Here is a 24711-nt window from a genome sequence, read left to right on the forward strand (position 1 = left end):
GTGCCGGAAGAGGATCTGCACAAGCAGAACGAGGCGCGCGTAGTGGAGCGTCTGAAGAACGCTGGGTGGGAGATGGCTGACGGTGCCACAACTCTCAACCTGGCCTCTCTGGTCTACGACAATGGCCACATGGCGATCGAGGTCGAACACCACTACGAGAGACTGGAATTGCGGCTGACACTGGCTTCACCCGACGGCCGGGAGGTCACTGTCTATCCGGTTTACGGCGAATCCCTGGATTCCACCCTTGACGCAATCGTGGGCTTCCAGGACAGGGTAGCCCCGGAGAACTTTCACGACGTGCTCGGAGAGCTCGTTGCGGCTTGCCCCGAGGTCTATGCCCAGGAGGGGGAGGACGACGAACCGCACCTGTTGACGCTGGAGTAGTCCGCACTCGAACGGTGGGGGATCGGTGATGCCGCCGATCCCCCACCGTGCGTACAGGGGGTTATGAGGTGGAGCTCAACCGGTGAGCAGCTCCGTGTAGGGGCCGAATTCGGACGCCAGGGAGGCGGCTGAGTTTCCGGTGCTCGCGCTGGACCACGTCGATGGGTCGGACATAGGGACTCGGAGGGCCGGACTCGGCGGCCGGGAGAGGGCGAAGACACTCAGGGCCGACTACTCCGATCGAGTGATCATCGGTTCGCCACGACACATCTCGCGTTGAGTACGCCAGGGTACTAGTATGGCTACATACTGCGATGTGAGGCGCCATGCCCTGGCGCCTTGAGATGACCGGAGAGGTCCGGGACTGGCTGCACACGCTGCGGAAGGAGGACCGGGACACCGCACGTCTCGTCGGCCAAGCAGTTCAGGCCCTTGTGGAGGAGGGGCCTGACCTGGGACGGCCGCTGGTGGATCGCATCAAGGGGTCGGTTCTCCACAACCTCAAGGAGCTGCGTCCGGGCTCCACGGGTGCCAGCGAGGTCCGTATCTTGTTCATCTTCGATCCTCGACGCTGTGCGGTCCTGCTGGTCGCCGGCGACAAGGCCGGGCAGTGGTCCGCGTGGTACCGCTACGCGATCCCCGCGGCGGAAGCCCGCTACGCCGCTTGGCTGGACCGCCTGAACCACCTGCCGGAGGAGGCAGAGCAATGACCACTTTTCACTCATGGGAAGACGTCAAGCGCGAGGTGTTCGACCCCGAGGACCTCGACGCCATCGCTGCCGGGGCGCAGCGGCTGGTGGCCGAGGCCCGGGCGCGGCGGCTTGCCGAGATGCGCAAGGAGCTCGGTCTGACACAGAGCGAGCTGGCCGCGCGTATGCAGGTCCGTCAGGAACGGGTGTCGGCCATCGAGCGTGGCAACACCAACTCCACCGAGGTTGGCACGATCGCGGCGTACATCGCGGCGCTCGGCGGCAGTCTGGAGATCGTCGCCAACTTCAATGGAACACGGGTGGTCGTCGCATAGCGCCGTTCGGCTATCCGGCGAGCAGCTCCATGTACGGCCCGAACTCCGAGGCCAGGGTGAGGCGGCCGAGTTTCTGGTATTCGCGCTGGACGGCGTGGATGAGGTCGGACATGGAGACCGGGGCGCCGGACTCGGCGGCGAGGTAGGCGGCGGTGACGGCCACCGAGCGGATGTTGCCGCCGGCCAGTTCGAAGGACTCGGCGCAGAAGTCGAGGTCGAGGTCGGCGGCGCGCGGCAGGGTGCGGCCCAGGCAGCGTTCCCACAGCACCCGGCGCTGTTCGGCGTCGGGTACGGGGAAGTCGATGACGAGGTCGAGGCGGCGGGTGAAGGCGTCGTCGAGGTTGGCGCGGAGGTTGGTCGCCAGGATGGCCAGGCCGTCGAAGGACTCCATGCGCTGGAGGAGGTAGGCGCTCTCGACGTTGGCGTACCGGTCGTGGGCGTCCTTCACCTCCGAGCGTTTGCCGAAGATGGCGTCAGCCTCGTCGAACAGCAGCACCCCATTGATGCCGGCGGCCTCGGAGAAGATGCGTTCGAGGTTCTTCTCGGTCTCGCCCACGTACTTGTCGATGACGGTGGCCAGATCGACCGTGTAGAGGTCGAGCCCCAGGTCGGCGGCGATAACCTCGGCGGACATGGTCTTGCCGGTGCCGGAGTCGCCGGCGAAGAGGGCGGTGACGCCCCGGCCGCGGCCGCCGCCGGGGCGCATCCCCCACTCCCCCAGCACCCGGTCGCGGTGGCGGGCGCGGGCGGTGAGTTCCCGGAGCTGGGCGTGGTGGTCGGGCGGCAGGACCAGGTCGTCCCAGCCGACGGCGGGTTCGATGCGGCGGGCGAGCCGGTCCAGGCCGGCCGCGTTCTGGGCGCGGGCACCGGCGCGGATGTGCTCGGCCCGCAGCTCGCCGCCGTCGAGGAGGGCCGACTGCGCGGCGCTGCGTGCGGCGCGGGTGATCTGGTCGGGGGCCAGCAGGAACGGGGCGAGGGTGTGCGGCACGTCGAGCGCGGGCGGGACGGGCTCCGGGTAGGCGTGCAGCCACAGGGCCGCCCGGTCGGCCGGCTCGACGCGTGGGGCGTGCAGCAGGAGCGGCGGCCGGGTGGACCAGTTGGCGTCCCAGGGGAGGCGGCCGGTCAGCACCACCGGGAGCGGCAGGTCGGCCACCTGCCGGAGCACGTCCGCCCGGTCGGCGGCGAGCGCGTCGATGGGCCCGCAGACCAGCCCGGCCCCGGTGAGCCGGGCCTCACGGGCCAGGACGCGGATCGCCTCGGCGGGGCCCGGGTCGCGCGCGAGGCGCTCCAGGTCGAGGCCGAGGACGCGGTGGCCGGAGCGGGTGAGGGCCGCTCCGGCCAGGGCGGTTCCGGCGCCGCCCTGTTCCTCGCGGAGATACGCCAGGTGCACCCCACCGGCCAGCGCCCGGGCGAGCGGCGCCGGGTCGCCGACACCGGGGATGTCCGCGTGCGGGGTGAGGAGGTCGGCGATCCGCGGGTCGGCGGTGTCGTCGCCGAGCAGGTGCGCGGTGACCCGGTCGGGGACCCGGAGCGCCCGGGCGAGGAAGGGGCGGTCGGGCTCCTCGACCAGCAGCAGGCCCCCGGCACGGAGGGGCGACCGGGGGTGCAGACGGGTACGGGCGGCGGCGTCGGCCGCGGGCAGCCCGCACAGTCCCAGCGCGAGGCCGATGGTGGGGCGGCGGCGGGTGACGTCGTCGTTGAGGTAGCCGTAGAAGGACTCGAAGCGGTCGTCGAGGTCGGGGAGCAGGGCGATGAGGAGGATCTCCAGGTCGAGCTCGGTGAGGCCGAAGTCGTGGGTGAGCAACCGGAGCCGGGAGGGCGGTGCGGTGTCGGCCCGGCGCTCGGCCTCGGCGTGGGCGGCGGCATCCGCGGCGTCGGGGGTGGCGAGGGTGCGGCCGTGGTCGAGCAGCCGGCGGACCGCCTCGTCGCTGAGGTAGAGGCCACGGAAGGCGTCGTCGGGGGCGGGGTCGGTCTGCTGCCGGGCGTCCACGGCACGGCGGACCCGCTCCTCCACCAGGACGGCCCGGTCCAGCAGATGACGCAGGCCGGCGTCGGGGACCGCGGCGGCCGCCCCCGGGCCGGTCTCCGGTGGGGGGCACGGCGCCGGGCCGGTCCCGGACGGGGGGAACGGCTCCGGAGCGGGCCGGTCCTCGGTGCCGGTCCCGGGTGCCGGGACACCGTCGGACGCCGGTTCCGGCACACCGTCGGGTGCGGGCCCGGGCATGCCGTCGGGCGCGCGGTCGGCGGCGGGGACGGAGCCGGGCGCGGCGCCGGCGTCGGGCCCGGTTCCGGTGGTCGGGGGGCGGTGCTCGGTGCTCATCCGTTCCCTTCGGGCGGGGTGGCGGCGTCGGTCGGCGGGTGTTCGGCGATCCGGGCGGCGATACCGGCTCGGCGGGCGGGCCGGCCGTCCCCCGCGGCGGGGTTCCGGGCCGGGTTCCGCGGGGCGCCGGGGTGGCTGCCGTGCACCGGGACGCGGCGGCCGTCCGGCATCGTCTGGTACCGCCGCCCGGCGGTGCCCGGCGGCTCGGCCGGCATGCCGTTGACGTCCAGCCGCAGCCCCTCCTCGCCGACCGGCGGGCCGGCCGGGAACGTCGGGGAGTCGGTGACCGGCACGCTGACCACCAGGTCCAGCGAGGGTTTGAGTTCGCCGCCCAGCGCGCTCCAGACGTCGGCGAAGGACCGGTCCTCCGGCGGCGGGAGGGCGACGGTCAGCGGGACGGCGACCCCGATCTCGGCGAGCGAGCCGGTGAGGCGGTCCGGCGGCAGCGCCTCGTACCGCAGCATGCAGGAGAGCAGGGAGGAGAGCAGCCGGTGTTCGTCCTCCGGCCGCTTGGTCCACGCGGTGATCAGGTACGAGAGCTTGAAGTAGCGGGGCGGGCGGCGTCGGGCCACCACGGTGCCGTTGTCGTCGTACTCGTTGTGCAGACCGCGCTCCCGGCGCCGCATGTCCTCCCTGATGTCGTACAGGTAGAGGTTGACCGTGGGGGCGTTGACGGTGGCGGCCCAGTCCCTGGTGGGCGCGTCGAAGACCACCGCGATCTGGCTGCCGCCCAGGGCCTCCACCCGGAACAGGGTGCGCAGCGCCTCATCGACCTCGTGGATCACCGTGATGTCCCCCGCTCTCCGATTCTGACGGTGGCGGCCCGGTCACCGGTCGCGGCGGCCGGCGACCGGTGACCCGGGGCGCGCCCGGCACGTGCGGCCGCCGGGCCGGCCGGTTCAGCTGCGTCCGGCGAAGTCCGGTGGCGGCAAATGACGCTGAACCACCAGGAACGGCTTGGTCAGCGGGTCCAGGCCGCCGGCGCGGGCGTGCAGGGTGCGCGGGCCGAGCCGGTCCTTGCGCAGCACCAGCACCTGGGCGTCGAAGGTCCCGTCCGGCCGGACCCGTACCGTGGAACGGGCCGCGGTGATGCCGGGGTTCCAGGTGAACGCGACGGTCGCCCCGGGCGGGAAGTCCTTGCCCCGCGCGAGCGCCACCGAGCCGGGCGGCCCCACCTGCGGGGCCAGGGTCAGCTCCGGCTGCAGGACGCGGATCCGTACCGAGTCCGCGTTGTCCGCGCGATCCGGGTCGCGGGGTGCGGCGGTGACGGAAGCGGTGACCTCGCCCTCGGTGCGCCGGTGGTACGTGGCGCCCTGTTCCAGGACGATGCGCGCGCCCGGCTGGAGCGTGCAGGGGTTGTCCCGGGTGCACACCGTCAGGGGGGTGAGGGTGCGCGCGCCGGGGTCCTGGGACCGGGGCCAGCCGGTGGTGAGCACCAGGTCGGTGGCGGGCCTTGGCCCGGCGTTGGTCAGGGTGAAGCGGGCGGTGCTCTGCTTGCCGGTGTAGTTGCGGACCGGCGTCACCGTGACGTCCACCGCCACGTCCGCCTCGTTCCGCACCGGCGGTGCCGGGGGCTCGGGCTTCGGCGGTTCGGGCGTCGGCGGTTCGGGCTTGGGGGGTTCGGGGCTTGGGGGTTCCGGCTTGGGGGGCTTCGGTTTCGGCAGCACGGTGAAGGTGGCCGAGTCCCGGCCGGTGTTGCCGGCGCGGTCCGTCGCGGTACAGGTGACCTTGGTGATGCCGACCGGGAAGAGGGACCCGGACGTGTGGTCGCAGCTGACCGGCACCTGCCCGTCGATGGCGTCCTCGGCGCCCGCGACGAAGTCGATCCGCGCCCCGTCGTCGTCGACCGCCTCCACGGTGCGGTCGTCCACGATCACGATGGGGGCTTCGACGTCGTTGACGGTGATGGTGACGCGCTGCTGGTACGGCGGGACGGGCTCGTCGTCGCCGGGCGGGTCACCGGGGCCGCCCGGTCCGCCGGTGCCGCCGAAGGTGCCGGGGCTGCCGGTACCGCCTGTGCCCTGCGTACCGCTGCCGGAGGTGCCCGAGCCGGCGTCCTGCCCGCCCGTACCGCTCGCCGCACCGCCCGTGGTGGTTCCGCCCACCGTCGTACCACCGACCGTGGCACCGCCCGTGGTCGTACCGCCCACCGTCGTACCGCCGGCGGCGGTGGTGCCGCCGGGGCCCGCGGTGGTCCCGCCGGTGATCTGGCCGCCCGGCCTGCCGCCGGACGCGCCACCGGCGGTCCCGCCGTCGTGGCGGCCGGCGCCGGTGCCCGGGGCGGTGGGCGAGGCGGGGGTGTCGTACGCCCCGGTGTCCACCACTTCCGGCACCTGGCCGCCGGGGACCTTGCCGTCCACCAGGAACTGGATGTCGCAGCGGAGCTGGGCGCCCTGCGGGGCGTCGTCCGCCACCGTGATGGTCTCGGTGAAGGTCGCGGACTGCCCGCTGGTGACGGTCCGGGTGGCCGGCTCCAGGGTGACGCTCAGCCAGGGGTGGCAGGCCAGCGTCCGGTAACTGACGGTGGCCGGGAGGTTGGTGAGTCCTTCGACGATGGTGTCGGCCACCTTGTCCGGGTCGATGCCCGAGAACAGCTTGCCGCCGGTGGCGTTGGTCACACGGGTGGCCTGGCCCGGTTCGTGCGTCGGCTCGCCGGGGTTCCCGTTGCCGTTGTCGCCGTTGCCGTCGAGCCCGTCGCCGATGGGGGTGGCGATGTCCACGGCGATCACCCGGGCGCCGACGTTGCGCAGCGCGTCGGTGGCCTCGGTCAGAGTGTGCCCGAGGCTGGGGTCGTGGCTGGAGGCGTCGCCGACCAGGACGACCACCGGGTTCGCCTCGTTGCGGAACTCCGTGCCGCCCTCGCCGTTGACCGCAACCTGCCACAGCGCGTTGATCCAGTCCTCCGCCGGTGAGAAGTTCCCCAGGTCGGCCTTGAGTTGCTCGACCCCGCGCTTCACGGCGTCCATGTCGTCGGTCAGCCCCTGGAGCACGCGGTAGGCGTTCTCGCCGTCCACCGCGTCACCGTAGGCGGCGACGGCGAACCGGGCGTCCGGCTGCTCCGCGGTCACCGCGTCGGTGATGGCCCGCAGCCGGCTCTCGACGTTCTCGATGCTGTCGCTCATGCTGCCGGTGTCGTCCACCAGCAGCACCACGTCCGGGCGCGGCGGTACCACCGGGGTCCGCACGGTCTTGGTCACCGTGTGCGAGGCGCCGGGGTCGAGTGCCTGCGCCACCAGGGCCGGGCTGACCGCGGGTTCGGGGTCCGGCGGGCGTGCGGGGAGCGCGGCGCCGGGCACGACGCTGATGACCAGTACCAGGACGGCGGTCAGGCCGCCGATGCGGAACGCCCGCTGATGTGCCCCTGACCACCGGCGGAACGGTACGGCCCGCCGGCTCCGGGACCGCGCCGGGCCGCCTGCTCTCAAGCGCTCAACCCCCCGCACAGAACACCCCATTCGACATCGGTGCGCACCGGCCCCACCCTGCCCGGACGGCGGTCCCCGGGCATCAGCGGCGCAGCCAACCCTTCGGGTAGCGCGCCGTGTCCGTTGGGGCACCGGAGTCCGCGGAGCCGCCGTCCGCGGCCGGACGCGGCCGGACGCGGGCACGGTGCCGTTGCGTTCCCGGTGCGCGGAGGCCGGGCACACGCGCCCGGCGGACCCGGCGCGCAGCAGCCGGTGACGGACCCGGTAACCCCGGCGCGCGGCAACCCGGTGATGGACCCCACGGGCCCGGTGGACCCGGCGTGCGACAGCCGGTGATGGGCCCGATGGCCCGGCGCACGGCAGCCGGTGATGGACCCGGTGGACCCGTGCGCGGGCGGTGCGCGGCGCACCGCCGCCGCCCCGGGCCGTGGCGACGGGCCGGCAACCGGGGGCCGCCGACCGGGGCGGTGTCACCGGGCGGGCACGGTGACCGGTGGGGTCAGATGAGCCCCTGGCGCAGCGCGAAGGCCACCGCGTGGGAGCGGTTGCGCAGGTTGAGCCGGGTCATCACCGCGTGCAGGACGTTCTTGATGGTCCGTTCGGAGTAGGCGAGCTTCAGCGCGATGTCGGCGGTGTCGTAGCCCTCGGCGACCAGCCGCAGCACCTCGATCTCCCGGGCTGCGAGCCCGGAGAAGTTGAGGCCGCGCGGGCCCAGCACCTCGCCCTGTAACTTGCCGACCTGCTCCAGCAGGCTGCCCAGCAGGTCGGCCGGCACATGCCCCTCACCCTTGGCGACCGCGCCGATCACCTGGACCAGCCGCTCCGGGGTGGCCTCCGAGCGCCGGACGATGCCGACGAAGCCGCACTCCGCCGCGCTGACCAGCTGCTGCTCGTCGATGTGCGTGGTGACCAGTACGCCGCGCGCCGGACAGCTGCGCCGTACCTGGCGCAGCAGGCCGAGTACGTGGTCGTCGACCGCGTCCACCACCACGACCACCACCTGGGGCGGCTCGGGCCCCTCCCGGTCCACCAGCCGTACCTCCGGCCGGGTGCGCAGATGGCTGGCGACCCCCGCCTGTGAAATGGGGTCCTGCGCTCTGAGGTCCACCATGATGCGATTCGGGATCGTCTGATTCATGTCGCTCTCCCCTCCCCCTGCAGCAGCGACGAACGGGATGCGCCGGCGAGGTGGCGCCGGGCCGCACCCCCCCTGTCGCCGGCCCCGTGTAACGCCTCAACGTATCCACATACCCGTGCAGCTGACGATGACTCAGAGAGAATGGGACTCTGCCCGAAAGTGTTCCTGCCCGGCCGCTGCCCGGGCGGGCACGGCGACCGTACGGTGCGCGCCATGAGTGTTTCGGCGAGCCTGGATGAGTCTTCCGTCACCGTTGAGCCGGGTGGCGCGGCGGAGCTTCCCGTGCAGGTGCTCAATTCGGGCAGCACCGTCGAGGAGTTCCGGTTCGAGGTGGTGGGTCCGTGCGCCGCATGGACCACCGTAGAGCCGGAGAGTCTGTCGCTCTACCCCGGGGCGTCGGGCACGGCCACGCTCCGGCTGCGGCCACCGCGCGCCCCCGAGGTGGCGCCCGGTGAGACCCCGCTGGGGCTGCGGGTGATCCCGGTCAGTGACCCCGAGGGCACGGTCGTGCCCGAGCGTACGATCGATGTCCTGCCGTTCACCGAGATCACCGCCGAGCTGGTGCCCCGGTCGACGCACAGCCCCTGGCGCGGCCGGCACAAGGTGGCGGTGGACAGCCGGGGGAACACCCCGGTCACCGTGGTGCTCGCCACCCAGGGGATCTCCGAGCGGACCCGGCTGGTCATCGAGCCCGTCGAGCTGACCATCCCGCCCGGCCAGGCGAAGTTCGCCGATGTGGAGGTGCGGCCGGCCCACTGGCTGTGGCGCGGGACGCCGGTCCAGCACCCGTTCCAGGTGGTGGTGGCGCCCCGGCCGGAGCCGGACCAGGCCCCGTACGCGCCGGTGGTGGTGGACGGGTCGTACGAGCAGAAGGCGATCCTGCCGGCCTGGCTGCCCCGGGCCCTGATCGCGGCGGTGCTGCTGATCGGGATGCTGGTCGGTCTCTGGTACGCGCTGCTGCGGCCCACCGTCCGGTCCGCCGCGCGGGAGGCGATCACCCCCGAGGCGGTGGAGTCGGCTCAAACGAGGACGACAAGGACGGCGGCGCGACCGAGGGCGGGGGCGGGCGGCAGGAGGCGGCGGCAGCGGCCAGCGGCCCGGCGAGACCTCGGCGGCGCCGGCGAGCCGTGGTGAGGGCGGGCGGGAGGCCACCGGCGGCGGCTCGGGCGGCGGTACCGGCAGCGGCGGCGGGCAGGCAACGGGCGCCGAAGGCCGCCGGCGGCGGGCAACAGGGCGGCGCGGACGGTCCCGGCGCGCTGACCAACGCCCGTAAGCAGGTGCGGGACTCGGTGGGCGGCGGCGCGACGACCGAGACGGTGCTGAAGGTCGCCGAGGGCAAGGTGTTCGAGCTGACCGACATCGTGGTGCAGAACCCGCAGGGTGACGCGGGCAGCCTCACCGTCTCCAGCCAGGACGGCCAGCTGCTCAACCTGGCGCTGGAGAACTTCCGGGACTCCGACTACCACTTCGTGACGCCCATCCAGGTGCCCGCCGGGGGCGAGATCACGCTGTCGGTGAGCTGCCGGGAGGTCGGCAGGCCGGTGAAGGCCCCGGCTCCCTCGCAGTGCACCGAATCCCTCTTCGTCGCGGGCTCGATGCGCACCGTGGCGGAGCCCGAGTAACGCGGGCACGCCCGGCCGGCGGCCGGGCGTGCCCAGGGGCCCGGTGGTGACGGATGTCCGTCACCACCGGGCCCCTGGGGTGTTCGGGGTACCGCCGGAACCGGCCGACGGGGCGCCGGCCGTGGGGCAGCGGCCTCGGGGCGGCGGCCTTGGGGCGTCAAGGCCGGCGCGGTGCCGGCCGTGGGCCACCGGCCCGCCGCGGTGCCGGTCGTCGCGGTGCCGGTCCGTCGCGGTGCCGGTCGGCGAGGCCCGGCGCGGTCCCACCGCGGCGGCACACGGCGGTGGGGGCCGCTCGCGGCGAGGGCCCCGCGGTGAGGCCCTTCCGGCACCGGTCTCACGAGGGTGGCGGCGCCTCTTCCTCCTCCTCCGGTGCGGCCTGCTCGGCGGCCCGCTGCACGAACAAGGCCCTGGACGTCGGCGGGTTGCTCCGTCCTCGCCCTCCGGCTCCTGCCGCTGCAGGGGCCGCGCCGCCGGGGCGGCGCCGGGGCGGGGCGGGCGCGGAGTCCGGCGCGGGGCCGGCCACTGCCCGCTCGGCGTTGGCGGCGGCCTCCTGCTCGAACCGGTCCGACGGGTCGCTGACCCGGATGCCGCCGGGCGCCTCGGTGCCGTCCACCGGGCCGCTGCGCTGCTGGATGACATGGGTGAGTTCGTGCGCCAGCGTGGTGCGCCCCTCGTGCGAGCCCGGGTCGTAGGCGTCGCGCTGGAAGACCACGTTGCTGCCGACGGTGTAGGCGCGGGCGCCGACCTCCCGGGCCGACTCGTGGGCGGCCGAACCGGTGTGCACCCGTACGTCGGAGAAGTCGGCGCCGAGCCGGGACTCCATGTCGGTGCGGGTGTCCGGGTCCAGCGACCGGCCGCCGGAGGCGATCACGTCGTGCACCGAGGAGCGCGGCGCGGTCTGCTCCTCCTCGCCGGGCTCGCGCTGCACTGTTTCGCGCCGGAGCAGCGAGCCGACGGCGCTGTTGCCGACGGCCCGCTGCAAGGTGCCCAGGCCGGAGCGGCCGATCACATCGGTGCGTCCGCCGGCCGCGGCCTTGAACAGGTGCGGCAGTTCGGCCGCGCCGGGTGCCTCGGTCTCCCGGGACGGGGCCGGCTCCTCCGTGTGCTCGTGCCGGTGGTCGGGGTGGTGGTCGGATTCGTTGCCGTGTTCGTGTCCGTGCATCTCCGCTCCCTCGGGCCGCGGTCGGGGACCCGGCCGGGCCCCGGGCCGGCCACGGCCGGTGCGTGCTCCGATTTTCGGGTTCGTCCAGGCTCGCGGGCGGGCGCGGCCCCCGTCCAGTCCGTGCTTCGCCGGGCGCGGGCAGCGCCTGCTGCCCCTTCGGGCAGCACCGGCGCGCGGACCGGGCCACCGGGCGGTGGCGGCCGAGGCAAAGTGTACCGGCGGGCGGACCGGCAGGGCAGGAGGCTGGATCGGACCAGCGGGGCGGGCCGGACGGGCGGCGGTCGTTCGCCGGACGGACGGACAGGCGGGCGGCGGATCGGTCGCCGGGAGAGGCCGCGGCAGCCGACAGCAGGTCGGGCCGGCTGACGGCGGGAGAGGTCTCCGGATGCCGGCGGCGGCGGACGGCAGGCCGGGCCGGACGGGCGGGCGACGGGCCGGATCAACGGGCGGCGGTCGGCGGATCAGGTCGGAGACGAGCCTGGGCCGGCGGGCGGCGGGTCAGGCGGGCCGCTCGGTGCGGTCCTCGCCCCAGAGCGTGTGGAAGGTGCCCGGCCGGTCGGTGCGCCGGTAGGTGTGGGCGCCGAAGTAGTCCCGCTGGGCCTGGATCAGGGCGGCCGGCAGCCGTTCGGCGCGCAGCGCGTCGTAGTACGCGAGGGCGGCGGCGGAGCCGGGGGCGGGAACGCCCAGTTCGGCGGCGGTGCCCACCACGTGCCGCCAGTCCCGCTGGGCGTCGGCCAGGGCGGTGCGGAAGCCCTCGTCGGCCAGCAGGGTCGCCGGGCGGCCGGCGCGGTCGGCGCCTCCGTACGCCTTGCGGATGTCGTCCAGGAAGCGGGCCCGGATGATGCAGCCGCCGCGCCAGATGGTGGCGACGGCCGCCGGGTCGATGTCCCAGCCGTACGCGTCGCTGCCCGCCCGGATCTGGTCCCAGCCCTGGGCGTAGGCGACGATCTTCGAGGCGTACAGCGCCTGTTCCACCTGGTCGGCGAAGCGGTGGGCGTCGTCGGGGTGGAGTTCGGGGCGGACCGGGCCGGGCAGGTCGCGGGACGCCTCGCGCAGTGTGGTGTGGCCCGAGAGCGAGCGGGCGAACACCGCCTCGGCGATACCGGAGACCGGGACGCCCAGGTCGAGGGCGGACTGGACGGTCCAGCGTCCGGTGCCCTTCTGCTCGGCGCGGTCGGCCACCACGTCCACGAAGGGGCGGCCGGTGGCGGCGTCGGTGTGCCGCAGCACCTCGGCGGTGATCTCGATCAGATAGGAGTCCAGCCGGCCCCGGTTCCACGCGGCGAACGTCTCGGCCACCCGTTCCGGCGGGTATCCGGCGACCTTCCGCAGCAGGTCGTACGCCTCGGCGATGAGCTGCATGTCGGCGTACTCGATGCCGTTGTGCACCATCTTCACGAAGTGCCCGGCGCCGTCCGGTCCGATGTGGGTGCAGCACGGCTCGCCGTCCACCCGCGCGGCGATGGACTCCAGCAGCGGCCCCAGTTCGCGGTACGACTCGGCGGAGCCGCCGGGCATGATGCTGGGCCCGTGCAGGGCGCCCTCCTCGCCGCCGGAGATCCCGCAGCCGACGAAGTGCAGCCCGCGTTCGCGCAGCGCCGCCTCCCGCCGCCGGGTGTCGTGAAAGTGGGCGTTGCCGCCGTCCACGAGGAGGTCGCCCGGGTCCAGCAGGGGCGCGAAGGCGTCGATGACGGCGTCCGTCGGCGGCCCCGCCGTGACCATGATCATGATCTTGCGCGGGCGGCGCAGCGCGGCGACGAACTCCTCGGGCCGCTCGGCGGGGACGAAGGCGCCGTCCCGGCCGTACTCCTCGATCAGCCGCCGGGTGCGCTCGGCGGTGCGGTTGTGCAGGGCGACGGTGTGTCCGTGCCGTGCGAGGTTGCGGGCGAGGTTGCGGCCCATCACCGCCAGCCCGGTGACACCGATGTCCGCCCGCCCGCCCATGGTCACCAACTCCTGTGTCCGCCGCCGTCCCCGGCCGGGTACGCCTACGGCCATGCAACCAGCGATCGGCCGCGGCGCAACCGGAACGGGTGCGTGCCCCGCCGGGCGTAAGCCGCCGGGGGCTGTCCGGGGCCGCGGGTCGCCGGGCCGTTCGGGGCCGCGGGTCGCCGGGCCGTTCGGGGCCGTGGGCCGTCGGGGCCGGGGAGCCGCGCGGGGCGTTGCCGCGCGTCGGTGGGCCGCCGCCCGGGTCCTCGTCGGGGACCGGTCGGGCCCCGACGGGTGGGTGGCCGGCTGCCGGGCCCGCCCAGGGACGGCGGGCGGAGGGCCGGGGCCCGCAGCATGGGCCAGGTTGCCGGCCCGGGCGGCCGGGCCGGCGCGCCGGGGCCGGGGGTGTCACACCGCGGCGCCGCCGAACTCGCTCATGGCCCGGTCCACGATCGCCTCCAGCTGGGCGTGGTGCGCCCCGCGCCAGTAGACCCGGCCGCACCGGGTGCACCGGGCGAAGACGTCGTAGGTGCGCCGGGTGCCGTGCTCCAGCTGGTCCTGGACCGCGTCCTTGTCGGCCTCGGCCAGGGTGCCGTTGCAGGCGGTGCAGCGGGTCCACGGCGCGAGCGGTGGCGCGAAGCGGCCGAGCACGTCCCGCAACTGCTCGTCGGGGCGGTCGCTGTAGACGTAGCCGCCGGCCCAGATCTCGCGGCGCCGCAGCAGGCCGCGGTCCCGGGAGAGCAGCACCCGGCGCTGGGCCGCGGAGCGGGCCGCCAGCTCCGGGTCGCCGATGTCCTCGCTCTCGTACGCGGCGTCCACGCCCAGCAGCCGCAGGCGGCGGGCGAGGGTGCCCAGGTGGACGTCGAGGAGGAAGCGCAGCGGCGCCCCGGGCACCCGCTGCGGCCGGTCCACGGCGCGCACCTCCACCCGCTCGCCGTGGGCCGGCACGTGCGACACGGGCACCTCCCGCCCGTCCACCAGCAGCCGTCCGACCTCGGTGAGCGGCACGCCGAGGGACTCCACCACGTGTCCGAGCGTGGAGGTTCCGTCGGTGGCCAGGACCGTGCGCCCCCGGCGGCGCTCCGGCGCGGCCAGGGGGTGCAGCTCGGAGGCGAAGCTGATGTGGATCTCGGGTCGGTTCACACCGTCAGCATGCCATCGGCCGTGCCGCGCCGGCCGGGCTTTTCCGGGGTGCCGCCGGCCCGGGCCGTCCGCGCGAGCGGTGGGCCGGCGGTGCGGGCCGGGCCGGCGGTGCGGGCGGGCGGGCCGGCGGTGCCGGTCAGCGGCCGAGCGCGGCCAGACCGGCCTGGGCGTACTTCTCGTCCAGGGCGCCGCTGGGCGCTCCGGCGACCCCGATGCCCGCCACCGGGGCGCCGTCGGCCGTGGCCGGGACCCCGCCCGCCAGGAACAGCGTGCCCGGGATGTCCTTGAGGGTGGGGGCCTGGTCCAGGCGCTTGACCAGGTCGGAGGTGGGGGCGTTCCAGGAGACCGCGGTGAACGCCTTGCGGACCGCCGACTCGTAGGACTGCGGGCCGGCGCCGTCGCCGCGGAGGGTGACCAGGGTGTTGCCGTTGCGGTCCACGACGGCGACGGACACCTTCTGCCCGTCCCGCCGGGCGGCGTCCAGGGTGGCGCGGGCGGCCCGCTCGGCCGCGGCGGCCGAGAGGTGGGTGGAGCGGGTGAGGTCCTTGTCGTGCACGTCGGCGCGGACCGGGGCGGCCTGCGGGGCGGCCGGGGAGGCGGTGGCGGACACGGCGCCGAAGACCGCCGTACCGGCCAGTGCGGTGGCGGCGGCCGCGGTGAGGACACGGGCGCGCGGGGAGAGCTTGGTCATCTCGGCTCCTGGGGTCGGGGCTGTGCTGTGCTCCGCGGCGGGGATCCGCCGCGCTTCCCATCCTGGGAGCCGGACCCCGGGTCCCGGGTCGGCGTACCGGCTCGGAGGCCGGTGCATGATGGGGGACAACGGCATCGGCCGATCGGTTGATGCGGGACCCTCCCCGCCCGGGTTAGGACTGCGGGGAGAGCCCCTCACGAGGAGAGTCACGTGCACGGCAGCAGCCCCGTCACCGCCGATCCGGACGCCCGCTGGCTGGGTCCGGTGATGCATTCCGCGTTCCTGCTGCTGCTCGGGGCCTCGCTGGCCCGCTTCCTGACGCGGCACCCCGGCGAGCCCCGCACCCCGTGGGTCATCGCGCTGAGCGGGCTGCTCGCGGCGGTGTACCTGCTGGGGCCGGTGACCTCCTCCCGGCCGTACCGGGCGATGACGGGGGGCGGCGGCACCGGGCCTCTGTCGTACGAGGCGGTGACCGGGGACGACCGGCCCGGACCGGAGACGCACCGGACGGTGACCGGGGACGACCGGTCCGGGCCCGGGGTGCCGGGACCGGCCGGCGAGGGGCCGGCGGACCGGCCGGGCCGGAGGTGGCGGATGGTCCTTCCCCGGCGGACGGACCGGACGGGGCGAACGGTCCTTCGCCGGCGAACGGACCGGACGTGGCGGAGCGGGCCGGGGTGGCGGACCGGGCGGCCGGCGCTGGTGGTGGCGGTGCTGGTGACGGTGTGGGCGGTCCTGGTGCTGCTCGCCCCCAGCTTCGCCTGGTGCGCCGTGCCGTTCGTCTACACCGGTCTGCGGACCCTGCCGGTGCGGGCCGCGCTGCCGCTGGTGGCGCTGCTGACGGTGTTCGTCGTCGTCGCCCAGCTGCGGCTGGCCGGGGGCTTCGACCCCGGTACGGTACTGGCCCCGCCCGCCGTGGCCGCCATCGCCACCGCGATGTTCCTGCACATGGAGCGGCAGGCCGCGCGGCAGCGGTCGCTCATCGCGGACCTGCTCCGCACCCGCCGGGAGCTGGCCGCCACCGAACGGCGCGAGGGCACGCTCGCCGAGCGGCAACGGCTGTCGATGGAGATCCACGACACCCTGGCCCAGGGGCTGTCCAGCCAGCGGATGCTGCTCCAGGCGGCCGACCGCACCTGGGACCTGGACCCGGCCACCGCGCGCGGCCATGTCCGCCGGGCCGCCGAGATCGCGGCGCACAACCTCGCCGAGGCCCGCCGCTTCGTGCACGACCTGGCGCCGGCGGACCTGGCGGGCGGGGTGCCGCTGCACACGGCGCTGGCCGAGCTGGCGGAGCGCGAGGGCCGCGCCGGTCCCGCGGTCCGGTTCCGGCTGGACGGCACCCCCCAGCCGCTCCCGGACCGGGTGCAGTCCGCGCTGCTGCGGGTGGCCCAGGGTGCGCTGGCCAACGTCCGGGAGCACTCCGGGGCCACGACGGCGGTGCTGACCCTCAGCTGCCTGGACGACCAGGTGGTGCTGGACATCACCGACGACGGGCGCGGCTTCGACCCGGACGCCGTGGCGGCCCGCGCCACCGCACCGCCCGGCGGCACCGGCACCCCGGGCGGGGTACGGGGCGGGGACGGTCCGGACGCCGGCCGGACGCCGGCGGTCCGGCCGGGCGGGGCGCCGGGCAGCGGCGGTGCCGCGGGCGACGCGCCGGACGGCGGCTCCGCGGCCGGCAGTCGGGCGGCCGGCAGCCCCACCGGCGACGGGCCGGGTGACGGCGGGCCGCCGGACGGGCCGGCCGGCGGCCGGGGCCACGGGTTGCCGGCGATGCGTGCCCGCCTGGCCCAGCTCGGCGGCACGCTCACCGTCGAGTCGGCCCCCGGCGAGGGCACCGTGCTCTCCGCCGCCGTCCCCCTGACGTCCCTGTGATCGGAGGAACCCCGGTGACCACGGCCACCCCCGGCGAAGCGCCGGTACGCATCCTGCTCTGCGACGACCACGCGGTGGTCCGGGCCGGGCTGCGGGCGCTGCTCGCCAGCGCCCCCGGCATCGAGGTCGCCGGCGAGGCCGGCGGCGGGGCCGAGGCGGTCGCGCTGGCCGCCCGGCTGCGCCCGGACGTGGTGCTGATGGATCTCCAGCTGGGCAGCGGCATCAACGGCATCGAGGCCACCCGCCGGATCACCTCCGGCGGCCCGGCCGCACCGCACGTACTGGTGCTGACCACCTACGACACGGACGCCGACATCACCCGGGCGATCGAGGCCGGGGCCACCGGCTACCTGCTCAAGGCCGAGCGGCCCGAGGAACTGTTCTCCGCCATCCACGCCGCCGCGCAGGGGCGCACCGCCCTCTCCCCGCCGGTGGCCGGCCGGGTGATGGCCCGTCTGCGCCGGCCGCGCCCGGCGCTCACCGACCGGGAGCTGGACATCCTGGAGCAGCTGGCCCGGGGCCTGGGCAACCGGGAGATCGCCCGCGCCCTGTTCATCAGCGAGGCCACGGTGAAGACCCACCTGGGACGGATCTACGGCAAGCTCGGGGTGGACACCCGCGCCGGGGCGGTCGCGGTGGCCAAGGAGCAGCGGCTGCTGCCCTGAGCGCCGCCGGCGGACGGCCGGGTGCCGCCGGCAGCCGGTCCCGGACTCCCGGGCCGGAGGTGGCCGGCCCGGCCCCGGGCGGCCGGGCCATGCGCGGCCGTGCCGGGGGTCGCCGCGCGCCGTGCCCCCGGACCTCCCGACCTCGGGCCTCCCGCCCCTCGTGGAAATCCGCTGGTGCCGGACGGCGTGCGGCATAGACTCGGCGACGTGTCTTCAGGCGAGGGGAGTGTCCGGGTCGACAGCTGGATCTGGGCCGTACGGTTGATGAAAACGCGCTCCATGGCCGCCACGGCCTGCCGGGCCGGCCATGTCCGGGTCAACGGTGCCCGGGTGAAGCCCGCCCATGCGGTGCGCCCGGGAGACGAGGTGCGGCTGCGGCACGCCGGGCGCGAGCGGATCGTGGTGGTGTCCCGGCTGATCAGCAAGCGGGTGGGGGCTCCGGTTGCCGCCGAGTGCTATCAGGACAACACCCCGGCGCCGCCCCCGCGTGAGGAGCAGGTCCTGGTCGCCGTTCGGGACCGCGGCATGGGCCGCCCCAGCAAGCGGGACCGGCGGGAGCTGGCGCGGCTGCGGGAGCTGGACCGGCTGCGCGGCGTGGAGCCGCTGCGGGACCTGGAGGCGGCACTGCGCCGGCCGCCAGCCGGGTCCCCCACCGAGTGGGACGACGAACAGGACGAGTCCGCGGACGCCGGACCGCTCCCCGGCGCCGACGGCGAGCCGGTCGCGGAGCCGCGCCGGGGCCGCGGCGCGGCGCGACGGGCGCCGCCGCCCGCGCGGCTGACCACCGGTGCCGGCCCCGCCCCTCCGCCGACGTCGGCCTTCCCCGGTCGCCCCTGCTCTCCCGGTCGGTTCCGCCCCGGTGAGGCGCTGCTCCGGTCGACGCTGTCCCGCGCCCGGCACCGCGCCCCGGCCGCCCCGGAGCGCGGTGCCGGCGACGGACCCCCGACGGTCCGCGAACCGGTGCGGACGAGACCCGGGTGTCGGCGAACCGGTGCGGACCAGGCTCGGGGCCGGACGGACCACGGCCCCGGACGCGTTCCGGGACCGGGGACAATGGGGCCATGGCCCGACATCCCCGCCGATCGCGTCCGTCCGACCGCGGCGCCACCGACCCCGGCTGCCCCTGTGGACGGCCGGCCGCCTACGACGCGTGCTGTGGCCGGCTGCACCGCGGTGAGGCGACCGCCGCCACCCCCGAGGAGCTGATGCGGTCCCGCTTCAGCGCGTTCGCGGTGCGCGACGAGGCGTATCTGCTGCGCAGCTGGCACCCGGACACCCGGCCGCCGTCGGTGGAGTTCGACCCCGCGCTGCGGTGGCAGCGGCTGGAGATCCTCGGCAGCACGGACGGCGGGGCGTTCCGCAACGAGGGGACCGTGGAGTTCCGCGCCCACTACACCCTGCGGGGGCGCCCCGGCCGGCTCCACGAGAACAGCCGTTTCACCCGGCACGACGGTGCCTGGGTGTACGTGGACGGCGTCGTCGACGACGCCTGACCCCTCCCGACCGTCCCTCGCCCCGTCGCCTGTCCACCCCTTGTCCGTCCCTGACTGCTCCGCCCGGCAACCGGCTCCGGCGCCCGCGGTCGACGCACGGCCCCCGCACCGCGGCGGCCGTGCGTCGTCACCGCGAGGTCCCGGGCGGGCCCCGGCGACCCCGGCCGGGTCCGGTCCGAGGCCGTCTCGGCCGGGGCCCACCGGCCCTGGCGCGGTGCCGGTCCGGCGTTCACCACCGGCCCGGGGCGGTGCCGGACCGGACGTTTCGCTGTCAGCAGGCAACGGTTCCCCGCCGGGGCGGCGCGGGGCAGAGTCTGCACCATGAAGCTGTTGTTGCTCGGAGGCACGGAGTTCGTCGGCCGGTCGGTCGCGGAGGAAGCGGTGGCGCGGGGCTGGGAGGTGACGGTCTTCCACCGCGGGCACCACCCGCCGCCGGCCGGGGTCACCGCCCGGCACGGCGACCGGACGACCGGTGAGGGGCTGTCCTCCCTCGCCGAGGGCGCCTGGGACGTGGTGGTCGACACCTGGTCGGGTGATCCGGCGGCGGTTCGGGACGTGGCGGGGCTGCTGCGGGACCGGGCCGGCCGGTACGTGTACATCTCCAGCCGGTCGGTGTACCGCTTCCCGCCCCCGGCGGGGCAGGACGAGAGCGGACCGCTGGTCGATCCGCCGTCCGCGACCGGCGACCTGGACTACGCGACGTGCAAGCGCGGCGGGGAGATCGCGGCCACCGAGGCGTTCGGCGACCGGGCGCTGCTGGCCCGGGCCGGGCTGATCCTCGGTCCCGGGGAGAACGTCGGCCGGCTGCCGTGGTGGCTGACGCGGATGGCGCGCGGCGGGGTGGTGGCCGCTCCGGGCCCCCGGGACCTGCCGCTCCAGTACATCGACACCCGGGATCTGGCCCGCTGGGTCCTGGACGCCGCCGCCGGTGGGCTGGGCGGTGCGTACGACACGGTGAGCCCGCCGGGGCACACCACGATGGGCGAGCTGCTGGAGACCTGCGCCCGGGTCACCGGGTCCGCCGCCGAACTGCGCTGGCTGGAGCCGGAGCGGATCCTCGCCGCCGGGGTGGAGCCCTGGACCGAGCTGCCCATCTGGCTGCCGCCCGGCGAGATGCACGGCGGCCTGCACGGCGGGAACGTCGCCAAGGCGCTCGCCGCCGGGCTCCGCTGCCGCCCGGTCGCCGAGACGGTCGCGGACACCTGGGCCTGGCTGGGCGGGCTGGGCGGGACGGCGCCGCAGCGCCCGGACCTGCCCCCGGTCGGCCTGTCCCCGGAGAAGGAAGCCGGGTTGCTGGCCCGTTCCTGACGGGATCCCGCGGCCCGGCCGGTGCGACGCAGCCGCCCGTCGTACCGGCCGAGCCGCTGCGTCCGGCCCCGGACGGGGCCGTGCCGAGCGCCCCGGGCGTGTTCCGACCGGGACGGACCGCCGCACGGCATGCGCGTACGGGTCCGGACCGGGACCGCCGCCGTCCGGGGGCGCGTGCCCGCACCACGGGGGAGTGCGGGCACGCGGGAGGGTCGGCGGGCAGGCCTCACCACCGGACCGCCCGGACCGCCGGCGCCGCGTCAGCCGTACCGCACGGCACGCCCTCGGCACGCCGCCGGTGCCGCTCGTCACCGGTCGTGCGCGGACCGGTGGGCCGGGACGCCGGGCCCCGGCACGGCGGGCACGCGTCGCGGCGCCGCCCCGGTCACCGGCCCCGGCCGGGGGGAGCGCGGCGTGCGGCGATCTGCCGGCACCGTTCGGCGGTCGGTCCGTCCCGCTCGGTGACCGGCCCCTGCCGCACGGGGCCGTACCTCATCCCGCGGCGCCGCAGTTGTTGCAGCTCCATCCGCCGTTCGGTCCCTGGATGACCAGGGCTCCACACTGGGTGCAGTTCACGACGGATCCTCCCTTCTGACTCCTCGTCCTCAAGGACGCGTCAGGGGCCGTGGAGGCTGCCTCTCCGCCCCGGACGGTGGGATTCGCCACGTCGGCCGCCCGGTCCGGCGGGGCGGCTGGACAGGAAGCCGCCGGGATGAGCAGCGGCGACCCGTCGGTGCAGGAGGCCCGGTGACGCCCCGGCAGGCACGGCGGGCGGGGGCCGGCCGGTGGCGGTGGAACGGCCGGCGGGGCGAGCCGCCGACCGTCACACGGGTTCACCGGGATCGTTTCCGTTCGTTCCGTTCGTTTCCGGTGGGGTCAGGGGTGGGGGGCCGCGAGCCGGAGCCGGACCTCCATCTCCTGGTCGCCCGAGACGTGCTGTTCCTTCTCGATGCCGAAGGAGGCGTCCAGCGCCTCACACACCCGGTGCACCGGCGGGTCGGTGCCGTACAGGTCCACGGAGACGGGTTCCGACAGCGGCGGCTGGGAGGTCGCGCTCCCGCGGTCGGTGGTGTCCACCACCATCGACCAGACCATGTGCCCGTGCCCGGGTTCCGGCGTTGCCTCGGCCGCTTTTCCCGCCGCGCTGTCGTCGGTCGCCGGAAACACTGCCTTCAAGGCGCCGAACACCCGGTATGCGTCCTCGCGGTCACCGCGGACGGACACCCCGACGCGCGCCGAACTCAGCTTGGTGTTCATCTTTCCCGGGTCTCCCGTACGGTCCGCGCCAAACCGGGCCGGGGATGTGTCGCGCGGCGCACCGGCGGGAACCGTCCGCCCTCGGAGCCGTACGGGGCGGACGGTGCACGGCGGTACCACCGGGCTCACCCGGCCTGGGCCCCGGCCTGGGCCACCGGCCGCCCTGGACCCCACGACCCCACGAGGCCCGCCGGCCGCACGAAGCCCCGGTGCCCCGGCCGGCTCTCCCTCCCCGTGCCCTCCGCCGCACCTCCACCGCGCCGTCCCCCGTCCCTCCACCGTCTCCCCGGGCGCCGGGGCGTGCGGCGCGCCGGGGCCGCCGGACCACGCCGGCCGGCCGAGGGGGTCGGGCCGGCCCCACCACGGCCGGGCCCTCGCCCCGGTCCCGCCTCCGGCCCGGTTCCCGCCGCCGACCGGTGCCGGACGCAGCGCGCCGGATCCCGGTCGGCCACCTCCGCCCCGGCGCCCGCCTCCGCCGCCCGGGTGTGTCCGCGGCGGGCCGGGCCGGGCCCGTTCGACCGCCGGATGCGCCGCCGCCGCACCGTGGCTACGGTGGAGAAGTGACCGACTCCCGGACAAACCCCGGGATTCCGTCCCCCTGAGTCGGCGAGGACCGACCGGACATGCGCTTCGGACCGGAGGCGTCTCCCTCGGACCAAGGGCTGGTGCCGCAGGCGGGCAGGCGCTCGCACCCGGTACCGCCCCCGTGGCGGCGCCCCGCTCACCACCGATCCTGGAGCTGTCTGAGATGAGCGTACGAACCCAGGCCAAGCGCCCGTCGGCGCGCCATCCGCACGACGACGCCCCCGATACCGACGCGGCATTCGAGTGCATCGCGACACTGCCCGACGGGCCGGAGAAGGACGCACTGCGGCAGGAGGTGGTCTGCGCCTGGATGCCGATGGCCGAACGCCTGGCCCGGCAGTTCCGCAACCGGGGGGAGTCGCTGGAGGATCTGCGGCAGATCGCGGCGCTGGGCCTGGTGAAGGCCGTGGCGCGGTACGACCCGGCCCGCGGCAACACCTTCGCCAGCTTCGCCGTGCCCACCGTGGTCGGCGAGGTCAAGCGCCACTTCCGGGACCACACCTGGGGCACCCATGTGCCGCGCCGGGTGCAGGAGCTGCGCAACCGGGTGCGGGTGGCCGAGCGCGAACTGTCCCATTCCCTGGACCAGCGGGGCCCCAGCGTGGCCGAGATAGCCGCCCACACCCACCTGAGTGACCAGGAGGTCCGGCTGGGGATGGAGGCGATGAACAGCTACTCCCCGCTCTCCCTGGACGCGGAGCTGCCGGGGACCGCCGACGGTTACTCCCTGACCGAGACCCTGGGCGACACCGAGCCGGGCTACGACCGGGTGGTGGACCGCGAATCACTCAAGCCGCAGCTGCGCGGGCTGCCGGAGCGCGAACGCCAGATCCTGTACCTCCGCTTCTTCCGCGGCATGTCGCAGAACAGCATCGCCGAGGAGCTGGGCATCTCCCAGATGCACGTCTCCCGCATCCTCAGCCGCACCTGTGCCACCCTCCGGGACCGGGTGATGACCGACCATCCCACCACCACCTGACACCCTCGCCCCCTGCGTGCCCCTCACGGGCTGCGTTCCCTCACGGGCCCGAACCCGGGGGTGCCCGACGATCCGTGCCGGCCCGGGGCCGCCGCTCACCCACGTGACCTCGCGCCGTTCGTCCCGGATGCGCCGGGCCCGTCACGTCGATACGGCCGCCGGCCCGGGGCGTGCGCCACACGCCGCATCGCCCTCCCGGGCTTTCCCGGGGCGCCGGCGCCGGCTGCGCCACCCCGTCCCGGTGCCGTTCTCCGTGGCTTTCCGGAGTACCCGGGGGCCGTGACGGCGAAACCGTCCCCGCCGCCCCGCCGGGGCGGTTCCGTACGCCCGCCCCGGCGCGTCGTCACGCCGGACGGGACACGGGACGGCACTGTGGAGCGGGCCGGGGCGCTCCGGCGGCCCGGGCGGCCCGGCCCGGAGCCCGGCCATGAGGGCGGCCACCGTGCGAGCGGGGGACCCGGGTGCCGCCGGGTGCGGACCGGGGGATTAAGGGTCTTCCGGGGCGGGAACCCGTACGGGCACCTGTGATCACCCAGGGAGCGCCCCGATGGGCCGGGCGTGAACGCCCGCGACGGCGTCGGACCACAAGAGGAGCAAGGGCGAGTCTCATGTCGGACTCAACAGATGTAGCTGTGTCGGGTGCGCCGTGCTGGGTCAGCCTGATGTCCCGCGATCTGCGGGCCGCGCAGGACTTCTACGGTGCGGTCCTGGGCTGGTCCTTCCGGCCGGGCGCGCACGAGGAGGGGTTCTCGGTGGCGCTGGCGGACGGTGACCCGGTCGCCGGGATCGGGGCGTTCGCGCACACCTTCCGGGTGGCCGTGTCCTGGACGCCGTACTTCGCCGTGGACAGCGCGGACGAGACCGCCGCCCGTATCCGGGAGCGCAGCGCCACGGTCGCCGTGGGCCCGCTCGCCTTCGGGCGGGGCCGGGCGGCGCTGGCGGCCGATCCCGACGGCGCCGTCTTCGGTATCTGGGAAGGACACCGCGCCAAGTGGGGGGTCGGGCGCGGCAGTGCCCCCGCCTGGCTGGAACTGCGCACCCGGGACACCTTCGCCGCCTCGATCTTCTACGCCGAGGTGCTGCGCTGGGCCACCGAGTGCGAGGACGGCTGCGACGTGGTGTACAAGAGCGACCAGGTGGTGCTGCGGGAGGGCACCCGGGAGGTGGCGGTGATCAACGGCGGGGCCGTGGAGTCCGCGCCCGACCCGCACGTCCGGCCGCGCTGGCACGTGTACTTCCGGGTGCCCGACGTGGACGCGGCGGCAGCGGCGGCGGTCGCCGCCGGCGGTTCGGTGCCGCGCCACCCGGCACCCTCGCCGCTGGGCCGGGAGGCCACCCTCCGTGACCCGGACGGCGGCCTCTTCACGATCGTCTCCTGACCCCGGGAACCCCTTCCCCGGGGCGCCACCGCATCCCTCCGCGCGCCGAACCCCGGGTGCCGCTGGCCAGGTACCGCGCACCTCGACGCATCGCACCCCCGGTACCGCGCGCCTCCGCGCGCCGATCCCCTGGCGCCGAAGCCTCTCCCTACCCGCACTCCGCCGCGCACCGCGCGCCCCCGGGCCGCAGCCCGTGCCCGCACTCCTCCACGTCCCCACCCGCGTGCCGCGCACCCCCGGTGCCGCGCCGGCCGCCGCGGCACGCCCTCACCCCGTCGTCCGCCCTCCCCCGCGGCACGCCCCTCACCCGGCCGTCCGCCTCCGCC

At 75.8% G+C, this 24711-nt stretch carries 20 protein-coding genes and 1 pseudogene; 12 read left to right on the plus strand and 9 right to left on the minus strand.

The genetic code is table 11. The features are described 5' to 3' along the window. From IHE55_RS02195 to IHE55_RS02205, 3 genes are all read left to right on the plus strand, one after another. Nucleotides 1-387, plus strand: a complete 387-nt coding sequence (locus tag IHE55_RS02195) for a hypothetical protein (protein WP_197987461.1) — start codon at nucleotides 1-3, stop codon at nucleotides 385-387. Between the two features lie 326 nt (nucleotides 388-713). Beyond that, the gene (locus tag IHE55_RS02200; protein WP_232265422.1) at nucleotides 714-1097 is read left to right on the plus strand and encodes a type II toxin-antitoxin system RelE/ParE family toxin; all 384 of its coding nucleotides are present in this window, start codon (nucleotides 714-716) and stop codon (nucleotides 1095-1097) included. Then, complete coding sequence (locus tag IHE55_RS02205) at nucleotides 1094-1411, plus strand: helix-turn-helix domain-containing protein (RefSeq protein WP_197987462.1); 318 nt, start codon at nucleotides 1094-1096, stop codon at nucleotides 1409-1411. The genes IHE55_RS02200 and IHE55_RS02205 overlap by 4 nt, the downstream gene beginning before the upstream one ends. Nucleotides 1412-1421: 10 nt before the next feature. On the opposite strand, the gene IHE55_RS02210 is transcribed toward IHE55_RS02205, so the two are convergent. From IHE55_RS02210 to IHE55_RS02225, 4 genes are all read right to left on the minus strand, one after another. Next, nucleotides 1422-3731 carry an AAA family ATPase gene (locus tag IHE55_RS02210; RefSeq protein WP_232265423.1) on the minus strand — a complete coding sequence of 770 codons (2310 nt, stop codon included), beginning with the start codon at nucleotides 3729-3731 and terminating at the stop codon, nucleotides 1422-1424. Then, entirely contained in the window at nucleotides 3728-4516 is a 789-nt protein-coding gene (locus IHE55_RS02215; protein ID WP_197987463.1) for a Pvc16 family protein, read from the minus strand. The genes IHE55_RS02210 and IHE55_RS02215 overlap by 4 nt, the downstream gene beginning before the upstream one ends. 114 nt (nucleotides 4517-4630) lie before the next feature. After that, on the minus strand, nucleotides 4631-7156 hold the full coding sequence (locus IHE55_RS32115) for a VWA domain-containing protein (protein ID WP_269671476.1): 2526 nt from the start codon (nucleotides 7154-7156) through the stop codon (nucleotides 4631-4633). A gap of 499 nt (nucleotides 7157-7655) precedes the next feature. Then, the gene (locus IHE55_RS02225) at nucleotides 7656-8294 is read right to left on the minus strand and encodes a helix-turn-helix transcriptional regulator (protein WP_197987465.1); all 639 of its coding nucleotides are present in this window, start codon (nucleotides 8292-8294) and stop codon (nucleotides 7656-7658) included. A gap of 282 nt (nucleotides 8295-8576) precedes the next feature. On the opposite strand from IHE55_RS02225, the gene IHE55_RS30630 reads away from it, so the two are divergent. Both IHE55_RS30630 and IHE55_RS30635 read left to right on the plus strand, forming a co-directional pair. Continuing rightward, nucleotides 8577-9428, plus strand: coding sequence for a COG1470 family protein (locus tag IHE55_RS30630; RefSeq protein WP_232266964.1), 852 nt, complete (start codon nucleotides 8577-8579; stop codon nucleotides 9426-9428). A gap of 143 nt (nucleotides 9429-9571) precedes the next feature. Then, nucleotides 9572-9916 (plus strand): hypothetical protein, encoded by a 345-nt coding sequence (locus tag IHE55_RS30635; RefSeq protein WP_232266965.1) that lies wholly within the window; start codon nucleotides 9572-9574, stop codon nucleotides 9914-9916. A 334-nt stretch (nucleotides 9917-10250) separates the two neighbouring features. On the opposite strand, the gene IHE55_RS02235 is transcribed toward IHE55_RS30635, so the two are convergent. From IHE55_RS02235 to IHE55_RS02250, 4 genes are all read right to left on the minus strand, one after another. Continuing rightward, nucleotides 10251-11078 carry an eCIS core domain-containing protein gene (locus IHE55_RS02235; protein WP_197987466.1) on the minus strand — a complete coding sequence of 276 codons (828 nt, stop codon included), beginning with the start codon at nucleotides 11076-11078 and terminating at the stop codon, nucleotides 10251-10253. 498 nt (nucleotides 11079-11576) lie between these two features. Further along, complete coding sequence (gnd, locus tag IHE55_RS02240; protein ID WP_197987467.1) at nucleotides 11577-13022, minus strand: NADP-dependent phosphogluconate dehydrogenase; 1446 nt, start codon at nucleotides 13020-13022, stop codon at nucleotides 11577-11579. 393 nt (nucleotides 13023-13415) lie between these two features. After that, a complete protein-coding gene (locus IHE55_RS02245) occupies nucleotides 13416-14150 on the minus strand; it encodes a Mut7-C RNAse domain-containing protein (RefSeq protein ID WP_197987468.1) in 735 nt (244 codons plus the stop codon). Between the two features lie 136 nt (nucleotides 14151-14286). Beyond that, nucleotides 14287-14841, minus strand: a complete 555-nt coding sequence (locus IHE55_RS02250) for a GlcG/HbpS family heme-binding protein (RefSeq protein WP_197987469.1) — start codon at nucleotides 14839-14841, stop codon at nucleotides 14287-14289. Between the two features lie 594 nt (nucleotides 14842-15435). Between IHE55_RS02250 and IHE55_RS02260 the strand changes: the two genes are divergently transcribed. From IHE55_RS02260 to IHE55_RS02280, 5 genes and pseudogenes are all read left to right on the plus strand, one after another. Beyond that, on the plus strand, nucleotides 15436-16719 hold the full coding sequence (locus IHE55_RS02260; RefSeq protein ID WP_372442745.1) for a sensor histidine kinase: 1284 nt from the start codon (nucleotides 15436-15438) through the stop codon (nucleotides 16717-16719). A 14-nt stretch (nucleotides 16720-16733) separates the two neighbouring features. Next, complete coding sequence (locus IHE55_RS02265; RefSeq protein ID WP_197987470.1) at nucleotides 16734-17384, plus strand: response regulator; 651 nt, start codon at nucleotides 16734-16736, stop codon at nucleotides 17382-17384. 171 nt (nucleotides 17385-17555) lie between these two features. Beyond that, nucleotides 17556-17972 (plus strand): annotated as a pseudogene (locus IHE55_RS02270) (RNA-binding S4 domain-containing protein); the annotation flags it as partial. A gap of 473 nt (nucleotides 17973-18445) precedes the next feature. Continuing rightward, nucleotides 18446-18877: a YchJ family protein gene (locus IHE55_RS02275; protein WP_197987471.1), complete on the plus strand. Its 432-nt coding sequence runs from the start codon at nucleotides 18446-18448 to the stop codon at nucleotides 18875-18877. A 321-nt stretch (nucleotides 18878-19198) separates the two neighbouring features. Further along, entirely contained in the window at nucleotides 19199-20185 is a 987-nt protein-coding gene (locus IHE55_RS02280; RefSeq protein WP_197987472.1) for an NAD-dependent epimerase/dehydratase family protein, read from the plus strand. Nucleotides 20186-21061: 876 nt separating this feature from the next. Here the strand turns inward: IHE55_RS02280 and IHE55_RS02285 are convergent. Beyond that, nucleotides 21062-21442 carry a hypothetical protein gene (locus tag IHE55_RS02285; RefSeq protein WP_197987473.1) on the minus strand — a complete coding sequence of 127 codons (381 nt, stop codon included), beginning with the start codon at nucleotides 21440-21442 and terminating at the stop codon, nucleotides 21062-21064. A gap of 748 nt (nucleotides 21443-22190) precedes the next feature. On the opposite strand from IHE55_RS02285, the gene IHE55_RS02290 reads away from it, so the two are divergent. Together IHE55_RS02290 and IHE55_RS02295 are read left to right on the plus strand one after the other, a co-directional pair. Next, complete coding sequence (locus IHE55_RS02290) at nucleotides 22191-23006, plus strand: SigB/SigF/SigG family RNA polymerase sigma factor (protein WP_197987474.1); 816 nt, start codon at nucleotides 22191-22193, stop codon at nucleotides 23004-23006. A gap of 608 nt (nucleotides 23007-23614) precedes the next feature. Continuing rightward, nucleotides 23615-24385: a VOC family protein gene (locus IHE55_RS02295; protein ID WP_232265424.1), complete on the plus strand. Its 771-nt coding sequence runs from the start codon at nucleotides 23615-23617 to the stop codon at nucleotides 24383-24385. Nucleotides 24386-24711 lie beyond the last annotated feature (326 nt).

The sequence above is a fragment of the Streptomyces pactum genome (assembly GCF_016031615.1).
GTDB classification, from domain to species: Bacteria; Actinomycetota; Actinomycetes; order Streptomycetales; family Streptomycetaceae; genus Streptomyces; species Streptomyces pactus.

Excerpts from the sequence above, each read along its gene's own strand:
- IHE55_RS02200 (WP_232265422.1), top strand. The coding sequence starts at position 714 with ATGCCCTGGCGCCTTGAGATGACCGGAGAGGTCCGGGACTGGCTGCAC.
- IHE55_RS02205 (WP_197987462.1), top strand. The coding sequence starts at position 1,094 with ATGACCACTTTTCACTCATGGGAAGACGTCAAGCGCGAGGTGTTCGAC.
- IHE55_RS02210 (WP_232265423.1), bottom strand. The coding sequence starts at position 3,731 with ATGAGCACCGAGCACCGCCCCCCGACCACCGGAACCGGGCCCGACGCC.
- IHE55_RS02225 (WP_197987465.1), bottom strand. The coding sequence starts at position 8,294 with ATGAATCAGACGATCCCGAATCGCATCATGGTGGACCTCAGAGCGCAG.
- IHE55_RS02235 (WP_197987466.1), bottom strand. The coding sequence starts at position 11,078 with ATGCACGGACACGAACACGGCAACGAATCCGACCACCACCCCGACCAC.
- gnd (WP_197987467.1), bottom strand. The coding sequence starts at position 13,022 with ATGGGCGGGCGGGCGGACATCGGTGTCACCGGGCTGGCGGTGATGGGC.
- IHE55_RS02250 (WP_197987469.1), bottom strand. The coding sequence starts at position 14,841 with ATGACCAAGCTCTCCCCGCGCGCCCGTGTCCTCACCGCGGCCGCCGCC.
- IHE55_RS02260 (WP_372442745.1), top strand. The coding sequence starts at position 15,436 with ATGGTCCTTCCCCGGCGGACGGACCGGACGGGGCGAACGGTCCTTCGC.
- IHE55_RS02275 (WP_197987471.1), top strand. The coding sequence starts at position 18,446 with ATGGCCCGACATCCCCGCCGATCGCGTCCGTCCGACCGCGGCGCCACC.
- IHE55_RS02280 (WP_197987472.1), top strand. The coding sequence starts at position 19,199 with ATGAAGCTGTTGTTGCTCGGAGGCACGGAGTTCGTCGGCCGGTCGGTC.
- IHE55_RS02285 (WP_197987473.1), bottom strand. The coding sequence starts at position 21,442 with ATGAACACCAAGCTGAGTTCGGCGCGCGTCGGGGTGTCCGTCCGCGGT.
- IHE55_RS02290 (WP_197987474.1), top strand. The coding sequence starts at position 22,191 with ATGAGCGTACGAACCCAGGCCAAGCGCCCGTCGGCGCGCCATCCGCAC.
- IHE55_RS02295 (WP_232265424.1), top strand. The coding sequence starts at position 23,615 with ATGTCGGACTCAACAGATGTAGCTGTGTCGGGTGCGCCGTGCTGGGTC.